The 20,364-nt window shown below is 69.3% G+C and carries 22 protein-coding genes; 14 read left to right on the forward strand and 8 right to left on the reverse strand.

The features are described from left to right. Positions 1-28: 28 nt before the first annotated feature. A complete protein-coding gene (locus tag AW272_RS15300) occupies positions 29-451 on the reverse strand; it encodes a GtrA family protein (RefSeq protein ID WP_169807553.1) in 423 nt (140 codons plus the stop codon). Between the two features lie 825 nt (positions 452-1,276). Between AW272_RS15300 and AW272_RS15310 the strand changes: the two genes are divergently transcribed. From AW272_RS15310 to AW272_RS15320, 3 genes are all read left to right on the forward strand, one after another. Then, on the forward strand, positions 1,277-2,032 hold the full coding sequence (locus AW272_RS15310; protein ID WP_066364918.1) for a GntR family transcriptional regulator: 756 nt from the start codon (positions 1,277-1,279) through the stop codon (positions 2,030-2,032). A gap of 317 nt (positions 2,033-2,349) precedes the next feature. Continuing rightward, positions 2,350-2,946 (forward strand): GNAT family N-acetyltransferase, encoded by a 597-nt coding sequence (locus AW272_RS15315; protein WP_066364920.1) that lies wholly within the window; start codon positions 2,350-2,352, stop codon positions 2,944-2,946. Positions 2,947-2,978: 32 nt separating this feature from the next. After that, positions 2,979-3,656, forward strand: a complete 678-nt coding sequence (locus AW272_RS15320; protein WP_066364927.1) for a copper homeostasis protein CutC — start codon at positions 2,979-2,981, stop codon at positions 3,654-3,656. On the opposite strand, the gene AW272_RS15325 is transcribed toward AW272_RS15320, so the two are convergent. Next, a complete protein-coding gene (locus AW272_RS15325; RefSeq protein ID WP_066364930.1) occupies positions 3,603-4,754 on the reverse strand; it encodes a DUF6986 family protein in 1,152 nt (383 codons plus the stop codon). The two genes, AW272_RS15320 and AW272_RS15325, sit on opposite strands and share 54 nt — an antisense overlap. Before the next feature lie 9 nt (positions 4,755-4,763). After that, positions 4,764-6,056 (reverse strand): FAD-dependent oxidoreductase, encoded by a 1,293-nt coding sequence (locus AW272_RS15330; protein WP_083958349.1) that lies wholly within the window; start codon positions 6,054-6,056, stop codon positions 4,764-4,766. A gap of 197 nt (positions 6,057-6,253) precedes the next feature. Here AW272_RS15330 and AW272_RS15335 point away from each other — a divergent pair, with 197 nt between their 5' ends. From AW272_RS15335 to AW272_RS15345, 3 genes are read left to right on the forward strand one after another with little or no spacing between them, the layout of a single operon-like run. Continuing rightward, positions 6,254-6,676, forward strand: coding sequence for a hypothetical protein (locus AW272_RS15335; RefSeq protein WP_245657558.1), 423 nt, complete (start codon positions 6,254-6,256; stop codon positions 6,674-6,676). Positions 6,677-6,735: 59 nt separating this feature from the next. After that, positions 6,736-7,392: a hypothetical protein gene (locus AW272_RS15340; protein WP_066364932.1), complete on the forward strand. Its 657-nt coding sequence runs from the start codon at positions 6,736-6,738 to the stop codon at positions 7,390-7,392. A 47-nt stretch (positions 7,393-7,439) separates the two neighbouring features. Next, positions 7,440-9,179, forward strand: a complete 1,740-nt coding sequence (locus AW272_RS15345) for a proline--tRNA ligase (RefSeq protein WP_157518571.1) — start codon at positions 7,440-7,442, stop codon at positions 9,177-9,179. Positions 9,180-9,395: 216 nt separating this feature from the next. Here the strand turns inward: AW272_RS15345 and AW272_RS15350 are convergent, their stop codons facing one another. The 3 genes from AW272_RS15350 to AW272_RS15360 all read right to left on the reverse strand — a co-directional run bounded on the left by AW272_RS15350 (position 9,396) and on the right by AW272_RS15360 (position 10,720). Continuing rightward, positions 9,396-9,590 (reverse strand): DUF4236 domain-containing protein, encoded by a 195-nt coding sequence (locus AW272_RS15350; protein WP_066364934.1) that lies wholly within the window; start codon positions 9,588-9,590, stop codon positions 9,396-9,398. A gap of 138 nt (positions 9,591-9,728) precedes the next feature. After that, positions 9,729-10,262 carry a ferritin-like domain-containing protein gene (locus AW272_RS15355; protein ID WP_066364936.1) on the reverse strand — a complete coding sequence of 178 codons (534 nt, stop codon included), beginning with the start codon at positions 10,260-10,262 and terminating at the stop codon, positions 9,729-9,731. Next, complete coding sequence (locus AW272_RS15360; protein ID WP_157518573.1) at positions 10,259-10,720, reverse strand: hypothetical protein; 462 nt, start codon at positions 10,718-10,720, stop codon at positions 10,259-10,261. The genes AW272_RS15355 and AW272_RS15360 overlap by 4 nt, the downstream gene beginning before the upstream one ends. Before the next feature lie 356 nt (positions 10,721-11,076). Between AW272_RS15360 and rimP the strand changes: the two genes are divergently transcribed. The 8 genes from rimP to truB all read left to right on the forward strand — a co-directional run bounded on the left by rimP (position 11,077) and on the right by truB (position 19,074). Continuing rightward, positions 11,077-11,577, forward strand: coding sequence for a ribosome maturation factor RimP (gene rimP / locus AW272_RS15365; protein WP_066364946.1), 501 nt, complete (start codon positions 11,077-11,079; stop codon positions 11,575-11,577). A 23-nt stretch (positions 11,578-11,600) separates the two neighbouring features. Further along, on the forward strand, positions 11,601-12,590 hold the full coding sequence (nusA, locus tag AW272_RS15370; RefSeq protein ID WP_218010908.1) for a transcription termination factor NusA: 990 nt from the start codon (positions 11,601-11,603) through the stop codon (positions 12,588-12,590). Beyond that, positions 12,574-12,876, forward strand: a complete 303-nt coding sequence (locus AW272_RS15375; RefSeq protein WP_083958392.1) for a YlxR family protein — start codon at positions 12,574-12,576, stop codon at positions 12,874-12,876. The genes nusA and AW272_RS15375 overlap by 17 nt, the downstream gene beginning before the upstream one ends. A gap of 202 nt (positions 12,877-13,078) precedes the next feature. Continuing rightward, positions 13,079-16,267 (forward strand): translation initiation factor IF-2, encoded by a 3,189-nt coding sequence (gene infB, locus AW272_RS40605; RefSeq protein WP_439649149.1) that lies wholly within the window; start codon positions 13,079-13,081, stop codon positions 16,265-16,267. 114 nt (positions 16,268-16,381) lie between these two features. Continuing rightward, the gene (locus AW272_RS15390; RefSeq protein ID WP_066364957.1) at positions 16,382-16,678 is read left to right on the forward strand and encodes a DUF503 domain-containing protein; all 297 of its coding nucleotides are present in this window, start codon (positions 16,382-16,384) and stop codon (positions 16,676-16,678) included. Between the two features lie 52 nt (positions 16,679-16,730). Continuing rightward, positions 16,731-17,210, forward strand: a complete 480-nt coding sequence (rbfA, locus tag AW272_RS15395) for a 30S ribosome-binding factor RbfA (protein WP_066364960.1) — start codon at positions 16,731-16,733, stop codon at positions 17,208-17,210. Next, positions 17,207-18,193, forward strand: a complete 987-nt coding sequence (locus AW272_RS15400; protein ID WP_066364962.1) for a DHH family phosphoesterase — start codon at positions 17,207-17,209, stop codon at positions 18,191-18,193. Before rbfA ends, AW272_RS15400 begins: the two co-directional genes overlap by 4 nt. Then, the gene (gene truB / locus AW272_RS15405; RefSeq protein WP_066364966.1) at positions 18,190-19,074 is read left to right on the forward strand and encodes a tRNA pseudouridine(55) synthase TruB; all 885 of its coding nucleotides are present in this window, start codon (positions 18,190-18,192) and stop codon (positions 19,072-19,074) included. The genes AW272_RS15400 and truB overlap by 4 nt, the downstream gene beginning before the upstream one ends. Positions 19,075-19,179: 105 nt before the next feature. Here truB and AW272_RS15410 read toward each other — a convergent pair whose 3' ends face one another. Together AW272_RS15410 and AW272_RS15415 are read right to left on the reverse strand one after the other, a co-directional pair. Then, positions 19,180-19,848: a hypothetical protein gene (locus AW272_RS15410; RefSeq protein WP_066364968.1), complete on the reverse strand. Its 669-nt coding sequence runs from the start codon at positions 19,846-19,848 to the stop codon at positions 19,180-19,182. After that, positions 19,848-20,360 (reverse strand): SigE family RNA polymerase sigma factor, encoded by a 513-nt coding sequence (locus AW272_RS15415; protein WP_066364971.1) that lies wholly within the window; start codon positions 20,358-20,360, stop codon positions 19,848-19,850. The genes AW272_RS15410 and AW272_RS15415 overlap by 1 nt, the downstream gene beginning before the upstream one ends. Positions 20,361-20,364 lie beyond the last annotated feature (4 nt).

Below are 20,364 nucleotides of genomic sequence, written 5' to 3' on the forward strand. Positions count from 1 at the left end.
GCTCGGGGCGCGCTGGATATTTCGAGGGTCACGCGAGGGCCTCGGCCTTCTCTGGGGCCTTCTCACGGGTGGCGAATACGAACTTGTCACATATGAGATACGTGACAATCGTGCCGATTAGGACACCGGTCGCAGCAGAAATGAGAGTGGGCAGGTATGGGTGTACGAGGGCGAAAACGCCCGTATTGACCGCAAGTGACAGCAGCGCGGTGCCGTTGTAGCTCGACCATCGTCTGAAGGTGAGCGGGAAACGGCGGTCCCCCCAGGTGAACTTGGAGCTCAACACGAAGTTGAGCTGCGCAGACAGGAGAAAACCGATGGCATCGGCGGCGACCCAGGGGGTGCCGGCCGATGCCATTGCTTCCATCGCGAGGTACTGGACTCCGAAGCAGAAACCACCCACCAGGAGAAATCGAACCACACGTAAGTGATAATCCGGAACAATCGCCACTCGTCCCCCACGGCTCGTGCTCGTGATCGCGGATTGGTACGTGCCAAGCGTCATGAAGTTTAGTGACATGCACGGAATGGCGACGTTATCGCGGCGTGAACTATACCTAGCGATAACCTCTGCAGAGAAGTTAAGTTTGTGAACCTCTGACACGGCCTGATGACATAGGCCCGTTGTGTCCCTGCCCCGTTTGGAACGGTCCCGGCAGGTCAGGCGGATCTTTCAGATATCCGCGGAGTCAGGGTTCACATGAAAACGATGGCGTGTCCTGGCGGGCGTGGGGGACCCGCCAGGACACGCACCGCTCCGAGCGACGCGGCGAGGATGCCGACGACCCCGGCGAGGGATGGGGTCGTAGGCGCCGCTAATCGCGCGGAGTCACTGGGGCACCGTCTGGGGCACCGTCGTCTTCGCCGAGCGGTGCGCGGTAGTGGCTCTCGATCAACCGGGCCGCGCCCACCGGGTCGTCTGAGGGATGGGTCATCTCGCGACCATCCTCGTTCCAGACGAACAACCCGTGTTTGCACCAAACGGTCACATCGGCCGATACCGACAGAACGGACATGCCATTTCCGTTGCTCTGGTAGGTGTGGGTGAAGCCCTGGCGGTGCAGCGCGTACCTCAGGAGTCGCGTCGCCTCGCAGGGATCGCGCCAGGGCAGGTAGGGCCTACCCGCACGGACCGCCAACACCGTCCCACCCCCATTGGATGGATTTGTACCAACGTTTGGATAATGCGGCGCACGCACCGCCAGGTCAAGTAGTTGTTCCAAGTTAGATCGAGATCGTCTAGATTTGTTGGCACAAAAGGGTGGATTGAGGAAAGATGGCACGATCGTCGCTCTACCAGCAGGTGGCCGCCGAACTTCGTCGGGCCATCTACTCTGGCGAGTTCCTCCCGGGTGATCAGATCCCCACTGAGACCGAGCTCATGGACGGCCACCAGGTCAGCCGGAACACGGTCCGCCTGGCCTTGGGCGAACTGGAGAACGAGGGCCTCATCCTCCGCATGCGCAGGCGCGGCACCTTCGTACGGGAACGCCGTCCCCTGCTCATGCGCCCGCAGGACGAGTTGTTACCCCTGGGTGGCGATCTGCCGCGCTTCGACGCCTTCGTGCACGCCGTCACCTCCGAGGGGCGCGTGGCCGACCAGAACATAGAGGTGCAGATCGTCAGGCCGCCGGCCGACGTCGCCACCCGCCTCGCGCTGATCGAGGACGACGACCTCACCGTGGTGCGCCGCCGCCTGCGTTACGTGGACGGCCAGCCGTACAACACGAACGACTCCTTCTATCCCCTCAGGCTGGTCACCGACTCCGAGATCGTGCGTCCCGGGAACATCACCCGGGGGGCCAATCGGGTCCTGGAGGAGCTCGGCCACCCACAGGTCCGCTTTGTCGACGATATTTCGGCACGTATGCCGACTCCAGATGAAACCTCGCGTCTGCAGCTCGAACCCGGTACACCAGTTGTCGTGTATGTCCGAGTTGGGTACGACCTCGAAGAAGCGCCCGTCCGGGTCGCCGTGTCGGTTCTGCCAGCCGACAAGCATTTGATCAGGTACGAGCTGGAACGCCATTGACCGAACTCAGGCCGTCCTTCTAGGACCGCCTCCCCTGTGGTCGCGCCGCGAGCGCCCCCCGGGCCGTGCCCGGGGTGGCGTCGGCCTGTGCGTCAAACGCCGCCGCCGCAGGTATCAGGCCTGCACTCATGCCCGGGGCCGTAGCGAGACGCGGGCGGCCTTGGCCCGCGCCGTGAATCTGCCTCGAAGACGCGCGGGCTGTTAGCTCCCCATTTTCGTCCAATCAGGTCGCGCTTTAGGGGCGACGGATGCCCTGCGGCACTAATTGGTCACTCTCAGTAATCACATGTAAACCCGCAGCAACGAAGGGATCCCCCATGCGCTCTGACACCCTCAACCTCTCCGCAGAACTTGTGCTCCGGCGAGCGGGCGGCAGCGACCTGCCCGACGTGCTCACCCTCCTCGCCGAGGCGGCCCGGTGGCTCAACGGCCTCGGCGTTCGCCAGTGGCCGGTCGGCGGATTCCCCGCCGCCAGGATCGAACCCCTCATCGACGAAGGAGTCCTCTACGTTCTGATCGACGGTGAGGAAACGGCCGCCGTGATGGCCCTCGACGAGCACGCCGATCCCGAGTTCTGGGCACCCGCCGACCGTCCGGAATCGGCCTTCTATGTCCACAAGCTCGCCGTGAACCGCGCCCACTCGGGCCAGGGCCTCGGCGAGACCATGCTCGACTGGGCCGGCCTGCGGGCCCTGGCGGCCGGCCGGCGGCACGTGCGGCTGGACTGTTCCAAGGAGAACGCCCGCCTCCAGGGCTACTACCTCGGACAGCGCTTCCGCCACGTCCGTACGGTCGACCTCCCGCACCGCGCCTCGGGTGCGCTGTTCGAGCGCCCGGCCGGACTGCGCGGCGGCCGGCCGGAGGTCAAGGTGCGCGATCTGACGGCGCCCATCAAGGTGCTGCAGTCTCTCTGAGGTGGTGCGATGGGACCCGCTACTGTTCCCCCATGACCGGACCATTGCTTGAAGTCATCGCGCTCGACGTGCGCGACGCCGTGGCCGCTGAAGAGGGCGGCGCGGATCGCCTTGAGGTCGTGGCCGACATGTCCGCCGGCGGGCTCACCCCGCCGGCGGAGACGGTCGCCGCGATCGCCGAGAAGTGCACGTTGCCGCAGATGGTGATGGTCCGGCTGGCGGCCGGATTCACCGCGGACGACGAGGAACTGGCCCGGTTGCGCACCCAGGTGCGGGAGATGTCCGAGGCGGGCGCGGCCGGCTTCGTCTTCGGCTTCCTCAACGACGAGGGAGCCGTCGACCTGGTGGCCACCGAGGCGCTGATCCACGCGGCCGCGCCGCTGCCGTGGACGTTCCACCGCGCGGTCGACCACGCGGCCGACGTCCAGGCGGGCTGGCGGGCGGTGCGGCTGCTGCCGAACCTGGCCACGATCCTGACGTCCGGCTCGCCGCGCGGAGTGGGCGACGGGCTGGCCGTCCTGCGGACCCGCGCCGAGGCCGGCGACGCCGCGTTGATCATGGCCGGCGGAGGCCTGTCGTTCGACCACGTGCCGGTGCTGCTCGACTACGGCATCAAGGCCTTCCATATCGGCAGCGCGGCCCGCGAGTCGTGGCTGTCAGCCGTCGACCCGCGCAGAGTGGCCCGCTGGCGCGCTCTTCTCGACGCCTAGGGCGAGGTCGGCTCTGCGCAGGGCCGCGACGAGGGTTTTGACGGTGGCGGGTTCGTCGAGCACGCCGCCTTCCTGGCGTCTCTGCCTCCAGGCGTCCACCCGGGCCGCGTATTCCGCGTAGGTCGCCAGGTGGAAGGCGTAGACGACGGCGTAGCGGCTGACCAGGTGTGACGGGTGCATGTCCCAGCCCTGGTAGAAGCCGTGCGACAGCGAGTGGCGGACCGTCTCGGCATGCCGGCGCCACAGGGCCAGCACATCTTCTCTGGACGTCGAGGCGGGGGCCGCGGCCAGAGATCCGTCGGAGAGCTCGATGCCCTCCGGGAGCAGGACCGTCTGCATGACGTGGCGGGCGTGGTCGCAGGCCGGGTGGTCGAGACGCTGCTCGTGGGGCGGCAGGCCGCAGGCCGCGGTGTAGTCGAAGACGCCGAAGTGGGCCGCTTTGAGCCGCCCCCGCAGATTGGCCACCAGGTCGGGGGAGCGCTGGAGGAACAGGATCGTCTGCGGCGCCTCGACCTGCATCTCGAAGCTCAGCGGCGGCAGGCGGAGGTCGCGCTCCAGCTCGGCCAGCGAGCGCGCGAACATGCCCAGGTAGGACTCCATCAACACCTTGGGAAAGGTGATCACGAAGCCGTCCGGTAGAGCGCCCCTGCGGTCGATGATCGTGGCCAGGAAGCCGTGCAGGGTCCTGAGCGACCGCCCGGGGTCGCCGTCGGCGAACGACTTGATCCGCAGGCCCCAGCGACGGGGGAGCGTCTCCATGGCGGCCACCGCTTCGGCGGCCCTGACCATGTCGGCGTCTTCGTCGGTGCCCGTGTAGCCGTCTTCGAAGTCGACCCGCAGGTCCTGAATCGGCTCCCGGGCGAGGGTCGCGGCGACACGGTCGTAGACGTCGCCACCGAAGAGCTCGGCGAACTCCTCCTCGGTGATCAGCTCAAGGAGCTTGGCGGCCTCGGCTCCCCAGTCGGAGACCGTCGAGGCCGTCAGCAGGTTCGCCGGCACGTAAACGGTGTGGATCGGCTGCCAGGCGATCTCCCGTACCGGAAAACGCGCCTGCTGGATGCGGTGGACGCTTTCGAAACCCGCGACGCTGATCTCCACGAATCGACCTTATCCCCGGCCGATCGCCTCCAGCATGGCCGCCCTGCTCACCAGCTTGACCCGCTCACCCCGATCGAGGGTGCGGGCCAGCTTCTCCTCGGCCTGCTCGATCGCCAGCCAGTCGGGGTAGGTCACCGGCCGCACGCCGCGTTCGGCCAGGAGCGCGTCGACGCGGTGCGGTCGCGGGCTCTCGGTCACGGAGGCCAGCAGGGTGCGCACGGTCTCGGCCGCGTCGGACTTGTTGGTGCCGATCACCCCGGTCGGGCCACGCTTCAGCCACCCGGCCACGAACTCGCGGTCGCGGACCTGCCCGGCCACGTTGGGCACGGTCATGGTCTCCTCCGAGAAGGGCACGCTCGGCAGCGCGATGCTCTGGTAGCCGACCGAGCGCAGCACCATGTCGGCGGGGATCGTCTCGAACTCGCCCGTTCCCACGACGCGCCTGCCGTCGAGGCGGGTGCGCTCCAGTCGTACACCCTCGACGTGGGAGACCCCGAGGATCTCCACGGGCCGCAGCCAGAAGCGGACCTCCAGCCGGCGCGGCCGGTTCTGCGGCTCCCGGGTCGACCACGACTGGAGCACGTCGACGTTGCCCTTGATCTGCCGGGTCAGCTCGGTCAGGTCTTCGCAGGTCACCTCGTGGGGGAAGGTCAGGATGTCGGCGTGCAGCAGGTCGCCGAGCTCGCGCAGCTCCTTGAGGGTGAACTTGGCGTGTTGGGCGCCCCGGCGGCCGACCATGTGGACCCGCTTGACCTTCGAGGCGGCCAGCGTGGTCAGCACGTCGTGCGGCACGTCGGTGGACCGCAGCTCGTCGGCCGACTTGGCCAGGATCCGGACCACGTCGACCGCGACGTTGCCGACCCCGATCACCACGACGTCTTCGGCGTCGAGGGTGAAGTCGGGGGCGTCGGGGTGGCCGCAGTACCAGTTCACGAAGTCGGTGGCCGCCACGCTGCCGGGAAGATCCTCCCCCGGTACGCCCATCTTCCGGTCGACCATCGCCCCGGTGCAGTAGACCACCGCGTCGTAGCAGCTCAGAAGGTCGTCCACAGAAAGATCGAGACCCAGTTCGACCCCGCCCAGGAACCGCACCCCCGGCGCCTCCAGCACCCGGCGCAGGTAGGTCGCGATCGACTTGATCGAGGTGTGGTCGGGCGCCACGCCGTATCGGACCAGCCCATAGGGCGTGGGGAGACGTTCCAGGACGTCTACCTCCACGGGACCGGGAGCCTGCTTGGTCAGAGCTTCGGCGGTGTAGATCCCGGCCGGGCCCGAGCCCACAACAGCCACACGCAACGCCACCAGATGCCTCCTAGACAGGAAAGCCGCTCCTTGGATTCTTCACCCTTCCGGCACCACCTAGCCAGTGCGATATTGGGGCTTGCGCCACATCTGTTCCCCGATCACAGTTGGTCCTCGTGGGCGGATCGGGGAAACGGCGGCGACGCACCGGCGAAAATCCGGGTGCGAACGGCACGGGAGATGAAACGCTCCCGGACATGAGATTCCACCGCGACGAGATCGGCGCGCGGCGCTACGAGGCCTTCGGCCGCGTGATGGCCGCCTTCGCGACCGAGCCCGAGATGATGGAGACCTGCCGCGACCTGGGCTGGTGGCCCGGGACCGACGGCTGGGAGATCGAGTGGCGCGAGGGCCCCTACGCCACCGAGGTCGCCGACCTGCTCATCGAGCGGGTCCGTGAGCCCGGGTTCCCCGGCCCGCTGGTCGGCCCGCTGGCCCCCGTCACCCCGCTGTGCGCCCGCCTCGACGTGATGGGCGTCAGCTTCGACCTCCGGGCCATCGACCCGATGGGGCTGGAGCGGATGCGCAACCGCGCGGGCGTGTGGCGCCTGTCGGAGGCGATCGACCCGGCCCGCCGCGCGGGGTCGCGCCAGCCGTGGGAGGAACTCCTGGGCGGGTGATCCTTTTTGTCCGCTTATAGACTGAAGGCGCCGCACGCGGACATCGCTCGGGGGGAACGATGGTCTGGGCTTTCAGTAGGAGCAGACACGGCCCACTCGGCCCTGAACAGGAATTCATCGCACTCGACCGGCGGGACAGGCGCAGCCAGTGGTATCTGCTGGTCGCGCTGGCCGGTGGCGCCCTGGTGGGTTTCATCGGGGCGGGGCTTTCCGGTTTCGCGCCCATCTGGATGATGGCGATCTACGATCCGGCCGTCATCATGTCGCTGGCCGTGATCGTCGGAGCCGGGGCGGCTGGATTTCGCTGGGCCCTGGTCAACAGCGGCCTGGCCGCCTTCGGGGCGCTGGTCGGCCAGATCACCGCCTCTTCGGCGATCCACCACGACCTGCCCTTCGACGGGCTCGGCTCCGCGCCCGGCGGCCTGGCCGTCGGTCTGACGATCATCACCCTGCTGGGCCCACTCGGCTACGGCGCGACCCGATGCGACCGCGCCGGCGGGGTCTGTTACGGCCTCACCGCGGGCCTGCTGCTGTCGGTGTGCGCGGACGAGATGCTGGCACTGTCGGACCAATGGCCCTACGCTCTGGCCACCTCGTTGGCGCTGTGGGTGGCGTTCCTGGTGCTGTTCCGGCGCCGGTTCGTCGACCGGCTGATCGGCGCCGCGGTCGGACTCGCCTACAGCGTCGGATACGGGTTGGTGCTGCAGGCGCTGTAATTCTCGATAGCCTTTTACGACTACAGCAGCCCAATCAAGGAGTAGCCGTGCTTCTGCGGATGTCGACCCTGTTCCTGCGCACCCTGCGTGAGGATCCGGCAGACGCCGAGGTCCCGAGCCACAAGCTCCTGGTCAGGGCCGGGTACGTCCGTCGCGTCGCGCCCGGCATCTACTCGTGGCTGCCGCTCGGCAAGATCGTTCTGGAGAACGTCGCCCGGGTCGTGCGCGAGGAGATGAACGCCATGGGCGGCCAGGAGGTGCTCTTCCCCGCTCTGCTGCCCCGCGACTTCTACGAGGCCACCGGCCGCTGGACCGAATACGGCGACACGCTGTTCCGGCTCAAGGACCGCAAGGGCAACGACTACCTCCTCGGGCCCACGCACGAGGAGATGTTCACCGACATGGTGAAGGGCGAATACTCCTCCTACAAGGACTATCCGGTCACGCTCTACCAGATCCAGACCAAATACCGCGACGAGGCCCGTCCCCGCGCCGGCATCCTGCGCGGCCGTGAGTTCGTCATGAAGGACTCCTACTCCTTCGACCTCGACGACGAGGGCCTCAAGCGCAGCTACGAGAACCACCGGGCCGCCTACATCCGGATCTTCGAGCGGCTCAACATCGACGTGAAGATCTGCTTCGCGACCTCCGGCGCCATGGGCGGCTCGGCCTCCGAGGAGTTCCTCGCCCCCGCCCCGACCGGCGAAGACACCTTCGTGGCCTGCCGCACCTGCGGCTACGCCGCCAACGCCGAGGCCGTCACCACCCCGGCCCCCGACGCGTTCACCGGCGAGCGCGAGGCCATGAAGGTCCTCGACACCCCGGGCACCCCGACCATCGAGACGCTCGTCGCCTACATGAACGAGCACCACGGCCTGAAGATCACCGGCGCTGACACCCTCAAGAACGTCGTCGTCAAGGTCGTCACGCCCGGCGTGAAAGACCCTGAGACCCTCGTCATCGGCGTGCCCGGCGACCGCGAGGTCGACTTCAAGCGCCTGGAGGCCGCACTGGCCCCCGGCGAGCCGGCCATCTTCGAGGCCGGCGACTTCGCCAGGCACCCCGGTCTCGTACGCGGCTACATCGGCCCCCAGGTCCTCAAGGGCCTCGGCATCCGCTACCTCGTCGACCCCCGCGTGGTCGACGGCAGCGAGTGGGTGACCGGCGCCAACGAGCCCGGCAAGCACGCCGCCCACGTGGTCGCGGGCCGCGACTTCGTCGCCGACGGCACGATCGAGGCCGCCGAGATCCGGGCCGGCGACTCCTGCCCCGTCTGCGGCAACGACCTGTCGATCGACCGGGGCATCGAGATCGGCCACATCTTCCAGCTCGGCCGCAAATACGCCGACGCCGCCGGCCTCGACGCCCTCGGCCCCGACGGCAAGCCGGTCCGCATCACGATGGGCTCCTACGGCGTCGGGGTCTCCCGCGCGGTGGCCGTGATCGCCGAGCAGCGCCACGACGCCCTCGGGCTGGCCTGGCCGCGCGAGGTGGCGCCCGCCGACGTGCACATCGTCGGCACGGGCAAGGAGAACCAGATCGAGATCGCCACGAAGATCGCCGAGGAGCTGGAGGCCAAGGGCCTGCGCGTGCTCCTCGACGACCGCGCCCAGGTCTCGCCGGGCGTGAAGTTCAAGGACAGCGAGCTGCTCGGCCTGCCGACCGTGCTGATCGTCGGCCGGGGCGTCTCGGGCGGCGTGGTCGAACTGCGCGACCGGGCGTCGGGCGAGCGCTCCGAGATCCCGCTGGCCGAGGCCGTGGACCGGGTCGTCGCGGCCTGCGCCTGAGGTTGGCCTTAGAGGTGGCGGGGCCGCGTCCGTGCCTGGGCTGAGGAACGCAGGAGAGCGAAGCGAGCCGGAGTGACGAGGAAGGCGCGGACTGAAAGCGGCCACGCCCGCCGCGCCGGAGGCGCGGCCATTCAACGCAGAGAGGGGCGGTTCGTCACCACGGGGGGAGTGTGACGAACCGCCCGCTCTTGCCCCCTTCCGCGAACGGAAGGGGAGCTATCTGGATGAGCGGCGCCGAAGCGACCGCCGCCAGGAGAAACCGCCGGGCAGGTCGACGCTGACCTGCTTTCCACCGTCGGCGCGCTTGGTGTATCGCACGCCGCCCTTGCCGACGCTGTGGCCGACTCCACCGCGCGAGAAGTTGATCCGGAACGGACCGATCTTGATCGATTTACGGAAGCCCCAACTCATGACGATCTGAACTACCCGCCGATTCGGGAATAAACAGAAGTCGTCGATCGCCTGGCGAGCCGGGAGCCGGGAGCCGGGAGCCGGGAGCCGGGCCTCGCGGTCGATCGGTGTGATCGGTGCGATCGGTCTGTCGTCGGGTCAGCTGTCCGCGGGTGCCGGAAGGGTCGACGGCACCGGGGATGACGAGACCGAGTCCCGCGGCGCGGCCGGGTCGCCGGAGGCCGGTGGCATGGGCATCGGCTCACTCACCGCCGGGCTGGCGACGGTCTTCACCTGGCCGGGCATGCCGGGGAAGGCGACGATCTCCGGCTGCCAGCCGAAGCCCCGCACCGCCGACTCCTGGGTCGCCAGGACGGCCAGCCGCCGCAGCGCCGGGTCGGTGTCGGCCGACAGCTCCACGTAGGCCGCGCAGACCCGCTCCTCGACATAGGCGGCCAGCCGGACCGCCTGGGCGGCCGTGGTCACCACGAAGGGCAGCTGGTAGTTGCCCGGCTCGGCGGGGGTCTCGCCCCGGCGGCGCATCAGGTTGCGCAGCTGGTCGCGGCGGGCCCGGTGGGCGTCGAACCCGGTCGTCGCGCGGACCCGCAGGGCCCCGCTCGTCTTGGCGCCGATGACACCGTAGGCGTAGACGGCGGCGTGCTCGGCGGCCAGCGCCTTCGACAGCGCGGTCACTTGAACCGTCCCAGAGCCTGGGCGTGGACGGCCTCGCAGGCCCCGATGCTGGCCACCAGCTGGGCCACGACGGGCACCGCGGCGGCGGCCTGCTCCGGCCGGGCCGACGCGGCGGCCCGCTCGGCCTCTTTCAGCGCTTCCACGGTCACCTCCGGATTGACCACGGGGGTCGGGGTCGCGGCGGGGGAGCCGGGCTTGGGCAGATGGCGGCGCAGGGCGGCGAGATGGGCCAGGTGGCGCTGCTGGAACGGCTGCAACGCGGGCGCCAGCTTCACGTCGGACAGGGCGGCCTGCTGATAGAGCGCGACCAGCTTCTCCTTGCCCTCGATGAGCCCGGCGAGCAACACCGCCTGCGGATCAGGGGAGGGCGAAGCGGGCGCCGAGGCGGGCTCTTGGCCCTTCGCGCATCCCACCAGCACCAGGCCGGCCCCGGCACCCAGAAGGGTACGCCGGGACATGTTCATACCGGACTCTCCCACAGGCACCCAGCCATGGTAGAGCGCTCCAGACCCCATCCGGCCATGCGCCACACGGGGGTCCGCGCTCTCGCTGTGCGTAGAGCGCTCCAGACCCCATCCAGCCACGCCACGGGCGGCCCGCGCTCTCGCTGCGCGTAGAGCGCTCCAGCCTCCATCCGGCCCACGTACCACATGGGGCCCGTGTTCTCGCGAGAGTAGAGCGCTCCGGAGCCGTCAAGGCCGCACCACACGGGAGGTCCGCGTTCGCGCGGCGCGGCGAGGGGTGCCGCGCTGTCGATAGGCTGTGGGCACGTTGGGCGAGGTACGCCCCGATGGCCATTGGTAAGGAGGTCACCATGGGCGAATCCGCCCGACGCGACCGCCTCGTGGCGCTGCTCGCCCCGGTCGTCGAGGCCGAAGGTCTCGACCTCGAAGACGTGACGGTCACCCCCGCCGGCAAGCGCCGGCTCGTGCGGGTGGTCGTCGACCGTGACGGCGGCATCAGCCTCGACGACGTCTCAGAAGTCAGCCGATCGGTTTCCGAGCGGCTCGACGCGAGTGACGCGCTCGGCAACAGCCCCTACGTGCTGGAGGTCAGCTCCCCCGGCGTCGACCGTCCGCTGACCGAGCCGCGCCACTGGCGCCGCGCGCGAGGCAGGCTGGTCAAGGCGGCGCTGACCGACGGCACCGAAATCGAGGGCCGCCTCGCCGAGGCCGACGGCGAAGGCGTGGAGATCGAGGCCGCGGGCCGTTTCGCGTACGCGAATCTGGCAAAGGGCAAGGTCCAGGTGGAGTTCAAGCGCCTGGACGACGAGGACGATGATGAAGATGACGTCGCAGACGGCGATGAGGGCTGAGGGGAAGCCTTGTGGACATTGACATGAGCGTCCTGCGCAGCCTCGAACGGGAGAAGGACATCTCGTTCGACTTGGTCGTGAAAGCGATCGAAGACGCGCTGCTGATCGCCTACTTCCGCACGGAAGGGGCCGCGCAGAAGGCCCGCGCCGAGCTCGACCGGGTTTCGGGCCACGTCTCGATCCTGGCCGTCGAACTCGGCGAAGACGGCGAGATCCTCCGGGAATACGACGACACCCCGGGCAACTTCAGCCGCATCGCCGCGACCACCGCCAAGCAGGTGATCCTGCAGCAGCTCCGCGACGCCGAAGACGAGATCAACTTCGGCGAGTTCGCGAGCCGCGAGGGCGAGCTGGTGGCGGGTGTCATCCAGCAGGGCAAGGATCCGCGCGTCGTGCTGGTCGACCTCGGCAAGATCGAGGCCATCCTGCCGCACAACGAGCAGGTCCCCGGTGAGGACTACGTCCACGGAGATCGCATCCGCTGTTACGTGGTGCAGGTCAAGAAGGGCAACAAGGGCCCTTCGGTGACGCTGAGCCGAACCCACCCGAACCTGGTGAAGAAGCTGTTCGCGCTGGAGGTCCCGGAGATCGCCGACGGCAGCGTCGAGATCGCCGCCATCGCCCGCGAGGCCGGTCACCGCACCAAGATCGCGGTTCGCTCCCGCAAGCCCGGAGTCAACGCCAAGGGCGCCTGCATCGGCCCGATGGGCTCGCGGGTACGCAACGTGATGACCGAGCTGCACGGCGAGAAGATCGACATCATCGACTGGTCGGAGGAGCCTGCCAACTTCGTCGGCAACGCGCTGTCTCCGGCGAGGGTCTCCCGGGTCGAGGTCGTCGACGCCGACGGCCGGGTCGCCCGGGTCACGGTGCCCGACTACCAGCTGTCGCTGGCGATCGGGAAAGAAGGGCAGAACGCCCGGCTGGCCGCACGGCTGACGGGGTGGCGCATCGACATCAAGCCGGATACTCATGAGGCACCGGCCGATCCTGCAGATGCGTCGGCAAGGTAAGCTGGAATATGGTGGCCAGGCCGCCCCGCTGAGAACGTGCGTGGGCTGCCGGGTTCGCACGGCCAAGTCCGAGCTACTCCGACTGGTGGTGGCCGGGGATGTGATCATCCCTGACCTGCAGAAACGGCTCCCGGGACGCGGTGCTTCACTGCACCCCTCCCTGCCCTGTCTGCAGCTCGCAGAACGTCGCCGGGCGTTCATCCGCGCTTTCCGCGCGGAGGGAACGCTCGATCAGGCGCGCTTGCGGGCCTACCTCGAGGACTTGACGGAGAAAGGCACCGGGTGAATGGTTACCAACTGTTTTGTAAGAAGCCGAGTTGATGGGCGGAGTCAGATTGCTATGAGCGCCTGATGAGCACGCGGCAATGAGTACGTCCAGGTAGCGACGGTCCGGCGGCACAGCCTCCCGGGCCGAGTTAGGGAGTGCAGTGGCGAAGGTCCGGGTTTACGAGCTCGCCAAGGAGTTCGGGGTAGAGAGCAAGGTCGTGATGGCCAAGCTCACCGAAATGGGCGAGTTCGTTCGATCGGCATCCTCAACGATTGAGGCACCGGTTGTCCGCAAACTGACGGAGGCGTTCGGTAAGGGCGACTCCAAGGGGGGCAAAGCCCCTCGTCCGGCCCCACGGCCGGCACCCCGGCCGGTCGGCAACGACCAGGCCGGCAATGGCGCGTCCGCGCCTGTCTCACCCACGGAATTCGGCAACCGGCCGATTCCCAAGCCCGGCCCGCGGCCCGCGCCGCGACCGGTTCCCATGCCGCATCCGGCGCCGCAGCAGCCCGCTCCCCAGAGCGAGCCGACTCCGCGCCCGGCGACTCCGCCCGCTCCGGCTCCGCGTCCTGACGCGCCCCGTCCGGCTGCGGCTGCGGCCAACCCGCCTGCGGCTCCTGCCGTTCCGCCCGCGCCCAGCGGGCCCGCGACGGCTCCTTCGGGTCCCGGCCCGCGTCCCGGCCCCAAGCCGGGTCCCCGGCCCGCTCCCGCGCAGCGTCCGGCTGCCGGCCCCGCGGCCGGTGGCGGCGGTTCGCCGCGTCCGGGTGGCGGCGGCGGTGGGGCCAACTCGCCCAAGCCGGGTCCGCGTGGCCCGCGTCCGGGCAACAACCCGTTCTCTTCCAACGCCAGTGGCATGGGCCAGCGGCCCGCCCGTCCGGGTGGCCCTGGCGACCGTCCCGACCGTGGTGACCGGCCCGCCGGTGACCGTCCCGAGCGGGCCGGCGAACACCGTGGCGACCGTCCCGACCGTGGTCCTCGTGAGGACCGTGGCGATCGCGGGCCCCGCGAGCCGCGCCGTGAGGGCAGCGGCCCGCGTCCCGGTGGTGGCGGTCCCCGTCCGGGTCCCGCCGGCGCCGGCGGTCCTCGTCCGGGTCCCGGCGGTGCGCGTCCTGGTGGCGCTCCCGGTGCGGGCGGTCCTCGTCCGCCGGCGGGTGCCGGTGGACCTCGTCCGGGTGGTCCCCGGCCCAACCCGTCGATGATGCCGCAGGGCCGGCCCGCCGGTCCCGGTGGCGGTCCCGGCGGTGGCGGCGGTGGCCGTGGTCCCGGTGGTGGCGGCGGTCGTCCCGGTGGGGGCGGCGGCGGTGGCCGTCCGGGTGGCGGCGGTGGTGGCGGCGGTCGTCCCGGTGGCGGTGGCGGTTTCGCTCCGCGCGCCGGTGCGGCCGGTGGCGGTGGCGGCGGTCGTCCCGGTGGCGGCGGTCCCGGTGGTGGTGGCGGTGGCTTCGGCGGCCGTCCCGGTCCCGGTGGCCGTGGTCGTGGCGGCGGCACGGCGGGTGCCTTCGGGCGTCCCGGTGGCCGTCCTACGCGTGGCCGCAAGTCCAAGCGTCAGAGGCGCCAGGAGTTCGACAACATGTCGGCCCCGGCGATCGGCGGCGTGCAGGCTCCCCGTGGTGGCGGTCAGACGATCCGTCTGCCCCGCGGCGCCTCGCTGTCCGACTTCGCCGACCGCATCGGTGCGAACCCGGCGGCGCTGGTCCAGATCATGCTCCACCTCGGTGAGATGGTGACCGCGACCCAGTCGGTGAACGAGGAGACGTTGCAGCTCCTCGGCGCCGAACTGGACTACGTCGTCCAGGTCGTCTCCCCCGAGGAGGAGGACCGTGAGCTGCTCGAGTCCTTCAAGATCGAGTTCGGTGAAGACGAGGGCGACGAGGCAGACCTCGCGCCGCGTCCGCCGGTCGTGACCGTCATGGGTCACGTCGACCACGGTAAGACCAAGCTCCTCGACGCCATCCGCAACACCAACGTGGTGGCGCGTGAGGCCGGTGGCATCACCCAGCACATCGGTGCCTACCAGGTCCACACCGAGCACGAAGGCCAGGATCGCAAGATCACCTTCATCGACACCCCGGGTCACGAGGCGTTCACCGCCATGCGAGCCCGTGGTGCGCAGGCCACCGACATCGCGGTGCTGGTGGTCGCGGCCGACGACGGTGTGAAGCCGCAGACGATCGAGGCGCTCAACCACGCCCAGGCCGCCGCGGTGCCGATCGTGGTCGCGGTGAACAAGATCGACAAGGAGGGCGCAGACCCGACCAAGGTCCGTGCCCAGCTCACCGAATACGGCCTGGTGGCCGAGGAGTTCGGTGGCTCGACCATGTTCGTCGACATCTCGGCCAAGCAGGGCGTCGGCATCGACAGCCTGCTCGAGGCGATCCTGCTGACGGCTGACGCGGAGCTCGACCTTCGTGCCAACCCCGACATGGACGCCCAGGGCCTGGCGATCGAAGCCCACCTCGACAAGGGCCGTGGCCCCGTGGCGACCGTGCTGGTTCAGCGCGGCACCCTGCGGGTCGGCGAGTCGATCGTCTGTGGCGAGGCCTTCGGCCGCGTCCGGGCGATGCTCGACGACAACATGCAGCCGGTCGAAGTGGCCGACCCGTCGCGTCCGGTGCGAGTGCTCGGCCTCACGGCCGTGCCCCGTGCGGGTGACAACTTCCTGGTCGTCTCCGACGACCGGATGGCCCGCCAGATCGCCCAGGAGCGGGCGGCTCGTCAGCGCATCGCGGAGATGGCCAAGGCCGGTCGCCGCCGTACGCTCGAGGAGCTGTTCAGCGACTACGAGAAGGGCAAGATCGACGAGCTCAAGCTCATCATCAAGGGCGACGTGTCCGGTTCGGTGGAAGCACTGGAAGACGCGCTGCTCAAGATCGATGTGGGCGAGGAGGTCAACCTCCGCGTGCTGCACCGCGCCGTCGGTGCGATCACGGAGTACGACGTCAACCTGGCGATCGCCGACGACAACGCGGTCATCATCGGCTTCAACGTGCGGCCGGAAGTCCGGGCGCGCGACCTCGCCGAGCGCGAGGGCGTCGACATCCGCTACTACTCGGTCATCTACCAGGCGATCGAGGAGATCGAGGCGGCCCTCAAGGGCATGCTCAAGCCTGAGTTCGAGGAGATCCAGACCGGCACCGCCGAAGTCCGCGAGGTCTTCAAGGTGCCGAAGATCGGCAACATCGCCGGCACGCTGGTTCGTTCGGGCATCATCACCCGTAACAGCAAGGCGCGGATCATCCGTGATGGTGTCGTCATCGCCGACAACCTCACCGTTTCGTCGCTGCGCCGGTTCAAGGACGACGCGACCGAGGTCCGCGAGGGCTTCGAGTGTGGTATCGGTGTCGGCTACAGCGACATCAAGATCGACGACGTCATCGAGACGTTCGAGATGCGGGAGAAGCCCCGCGCGTAAGGGCTGATCCAGCCGGTTCCCGGCCCTTGAAGAAGGGCCGGGAACCGGTTTCTCTCATCAGGTACATCACTCTCACGACCCACGCGCCAGGGTCTATTGGCGCCACAACATCACATGTATGTCGGTGCTCTGACGTTGGACATCATCCTCGGCGACATTCACTCGCTGAAGGAGAAACGGTCCGTTGTCCGTCCCCTCATCGCCGAGCTGCGCCGGCGGTTCCCCGCGGTCGCGGTGGCCGAGACCGGTCATCACGACCTTCACCGAAGAGCTGAGATCGGCGTCGCCGTCGTCTCAGGCTCGGCCGGGAACGTCGATGAGGTCTTGAACGCGTGCGAGCGGGCCGTCGCCTTCCGCCCGGAGATCGAGCTGCTCTCAGCTCGGCACCGTTTGTTCAACGACGAGGAATAGACCGCCAGGTCGCAGCGTCAGCCGTACATCTGGAAGAAGGGGGAGCGCGCCCATGGACGCCGCGCGAGCCAGGAAGCTGGCGGACCGAATCCAGCAGATCGTCGCCGAGATGCTGGAACGGCGGATCAAGGATCCGCGACTGGGGTTCGTCACCATCACCGACACCCGGGTCACCAACGACCTGAGTGCCGCGACGGTTTTCTACACCGTCTTCGGGTCGGACGCCGAACGCAAGGACACCGCCGCGGCGCTGGAGAGCGCCAAGGGGATCATCCGTTCGGAGGTCGGCCGGCAGACCGGGCTTCGGCACACGCCCACCCTGACCTTCACCCACGACCCCCTCCCCGACAGCGCCCGTCAGCTCGACGGACTGCTCGCCGAGGCCAAGGCGCGGGACCTGGAGATCGCCAAGAAGGCCGAGGGTGCCGCCTACGCGGGCGACGCCGACCCGTACAAGAAGGACGAAGAAGAGTTCGACGAGGACTCCTTCGAGGACGACACCGATGAGGTGTCCGGGCGTAGCGCGAAGTGACGCTGCCGCCAGAGGCCGAGTGGGGGCGCGCGGTCGCGCTCATCGGTTCGCACGACTCGATCGCCCTGGCCTGTCACGTCAACCCCGACGGCGACGCCCTCGGTTCGATGCTCGCCGTCGGGCAGGCCCTGCGGCAGGCCGGTAAGCACGTGGTCGCCTCTTTCGGCGACCACGTGCTGGCGGTTCCCCGGCTGCTGCGCTTCCTGCCCGGCCAGGACCTGCTCGTCGACTCCGCGCGCTTCCCTGCCGAGCCGGACCTGATGATCACCTTCGACGCCGCCACGATCGAGCGGCTCGGCCTGCTCGTCCCGTCGGCCAAGGGGGCGCGGGATCTGGTGGTCCTCGACCACCACGCGTCCAACACCGGGTTCGGCACCGTCCCGCTGGTCGACGCGTCGGCGGCGGCCACGGCCGTGCTGGCCGAGGAGCTGATCCAGCGCCTGGGGCTCCATGTCGACAGAGCCATCGCGACCTGCCTCTACACCGCGCTGGTGACCGACACCGGGTCCTTCCGCTACAGCTCGACCACCCCGGCCGTGCACGCCCTGGCCGGGCGGCTGCTCGACGCGGGCCTCAACCCCGACGCCATCGCCCGCGAACTGTGGGACCGCTCTCCGTTCGGCTACCTGCGTGTTCTCGGCGCGGCGCTGTCCAGGGCCGAACTCGACCGGTCGGCCGTGAAGGGGGCGGGCCTGGTCTGGACGACCGTGACCCGGCAGGATCGGGTCCTCAACGCCCTGCCCTACGACGAGGTCGAAGGGGTCATCGACGTCCTGCGCAAAGTCGACGACGCCGAGGTGGCCGTGGTCTTCAAGGAAGACGACGAAGGCGCCTGGAACGTCTCGACCCGATCGAAGGGCACGGTCGACGTGGGCCGTGCCTGCACCGCTCTGGGGGGTGGCGGGCACCCCGGCGCGGCCGGGTTCTCCTCCCGCGAGACCCCCGAAGAGACCGTCGCCCGCCTCACGGAGCTGCTCGCGTGACCAGACGCCCCCCGCCCCCGAGCGGAATCATCATCATCGACAAGCCCTCGGGCTGGACCTCCCACGATGTCGTGGCCAAGATGCGCGGCATCGCCGGCACCCGCAAGGTCGGCCACGCCGGCACCCTCGACCCGATGGCCACCGGCGTGCTGGTGGTCGGGGTCGAGAAGGCGACCCGCCTGCTGGGCCACCTGGCGCTGACCGAGAAGGTCTACGAGGCCACGATGCGCCTCGGCGTCTCCACGAACACCGACGACGCCGAGGGCGAGGAGATCGGCCGGACCTCCGCATCGAAGGTCACCGAGGAAGACGTCCACAAGGGCATCGAGGCCCTCACCGGGCTGATCATGCAGGTCCCACCGCAGGTCAGCGCGATCAAGGTGAACGGTGAGCGGGCCTACAAGCTGGCCCGGCAGGGCGAAGAGGTGGAGCTCCAGGCGCGGCCGATCACGGTCCACGCCTTCGAGGTCACCTCTGTGGTCCTGGGCGAACACGTCGACGTGGAAGCCGTCATCACCTGCTCTTCCGGTACGTACATCCGCTCCCTCGCCAGGGATCTGGGCGCCGGTCTGGGGGTCGGCGGGCACCTCACGGCGCTCCGGCGGACCCGCGTCGGGCCCTATCCGGTGGAGCGGGCGCGGACCCTGGACCAGCTCCAGAAGGACTGCGTCATCCTGCCCATCGCCGACGCCGTCACCCAGGCCTTCCCCCGCAGGGACGTCACCGAGGACGAGGCGCGGCTGGTCTCCCACGGCGGTCGCCTGACGGCGGCCGGGCTGGGGGAGGGGCCGATCGGGGTGTTCGCCCCCGGCGGCGAGCTCCTGGCGCTGGTCGAGGAGAAGGGCGGGACGGCCAAGCCGCTCGCCGTCTTCGTGTCCTGACGGGGTCTTTTTTCTTCCGTTACGGCTCCCGCCTACCCCGGCACCGCCCGCCGCTCCCGGTTGGCGCCGTATCCGGCGCCAACCGGCCGAGCGCGGCAGGGGCGGTCACAGGGCGATCCGCTGCAGGGTCTCCCCTTTCGCACCGGTGAAGACGAGGCTCCGCATGGCGGCTCCCGGGGGATACTCGACGGACCAGAGCCCGATCCCCGGACTGACGCCCCGGGTGAGGACGCCGGGAACCTTCCGTCCATCCCTGGTGACAGCCGTCACCGCGTGCACGGCGTCCTTGGCCACCCCGAACCAGACGTCCACGCGGCGAAGCTTGCCCTGCGTGCGGGCGAACTCCTTGGCGGGGATGGGCCTGAATCCGGAGCAGGAACTACCGTTCGGCCCGATCTCGCACAGGAAGAGCTGGTTCTTGACGGGCGCGTCGCTCACCCACATCAGCAGCGGCGGCACATAGGCGATCTTCCCCTTCGGCGGGGTCTGCTTCTTCCTCTCCGCGAATCCCTCATAGGTGGGCCACGGCGTGGCGGAAGGTGTGGCGGAAGGGGTTACCGAGGGCGTGGCGGATACGGCGACGTCGTCCTTCCGCACCCACGGGTGGACCATCCCGGCCGCGACGACGGCCGTGATCACGGCTGTGGTCCCGGCGACGGCGGCCCGGCGACGTCCGCGCACGGCACGTCCCGCCGCCATGGCCCGGTTCACGTCCACCGTGGTGGGCGGCTGCTCTTGCGTGGCCAGCGAGCCGAACATCTGCTTGGCGTCCATCAGCGGTCCTCCGTGGGTGCGAGACGGGACTTCGGCGTGTCGAGCATCGAACGCAGGGTGGCGAGACCGTCGGAGGTCTGGCTCTTGACGGTTCCGGTGGAGCAGCCGAGCGCCTGGGCGGTCTGTTCCACGCTCAGGTCGCAGTGGAAGCGGAGCACGAGGGTGGCGCGCTGGCGCGGAGGGACGGCGGCGAGGGCTCGGTTGACGTCCATCGCCAGGTCCCGGTCGCCGGATTCGACCGGGACCTGGTGGGATATCGCGGACGTCAGGCGTACCCGGGAGAACCAGCCCCCTCGCTGTTCGGCGAGGAAGACCCGGATCAGCATCACCCGTACGTAGGCGTCGAGATCATCGGCGGCCCGCGCCTGGCGCCATTTGACGTAGAGCCGCGTTATCGCCGTCTGCACCAGGTCATCGGCGCGGTGCCAGTCCTGGCACAGCGGATAGGCGATCTTCCGTAACCAGGACAACCGGCCAGTCACGTAGGCGGTGTATTCCTCGTCAGGGCTCATGGGT

The organism is Herbidospora mongoliensis (genome assembly GCF_001570545.1).
Lineage (GTDB): Bacteria > Actinomycetota > Actinomycetes > Streptosporangiales > Streptosporangiaceae > Herbidospora > Herbidospora mongoliensis.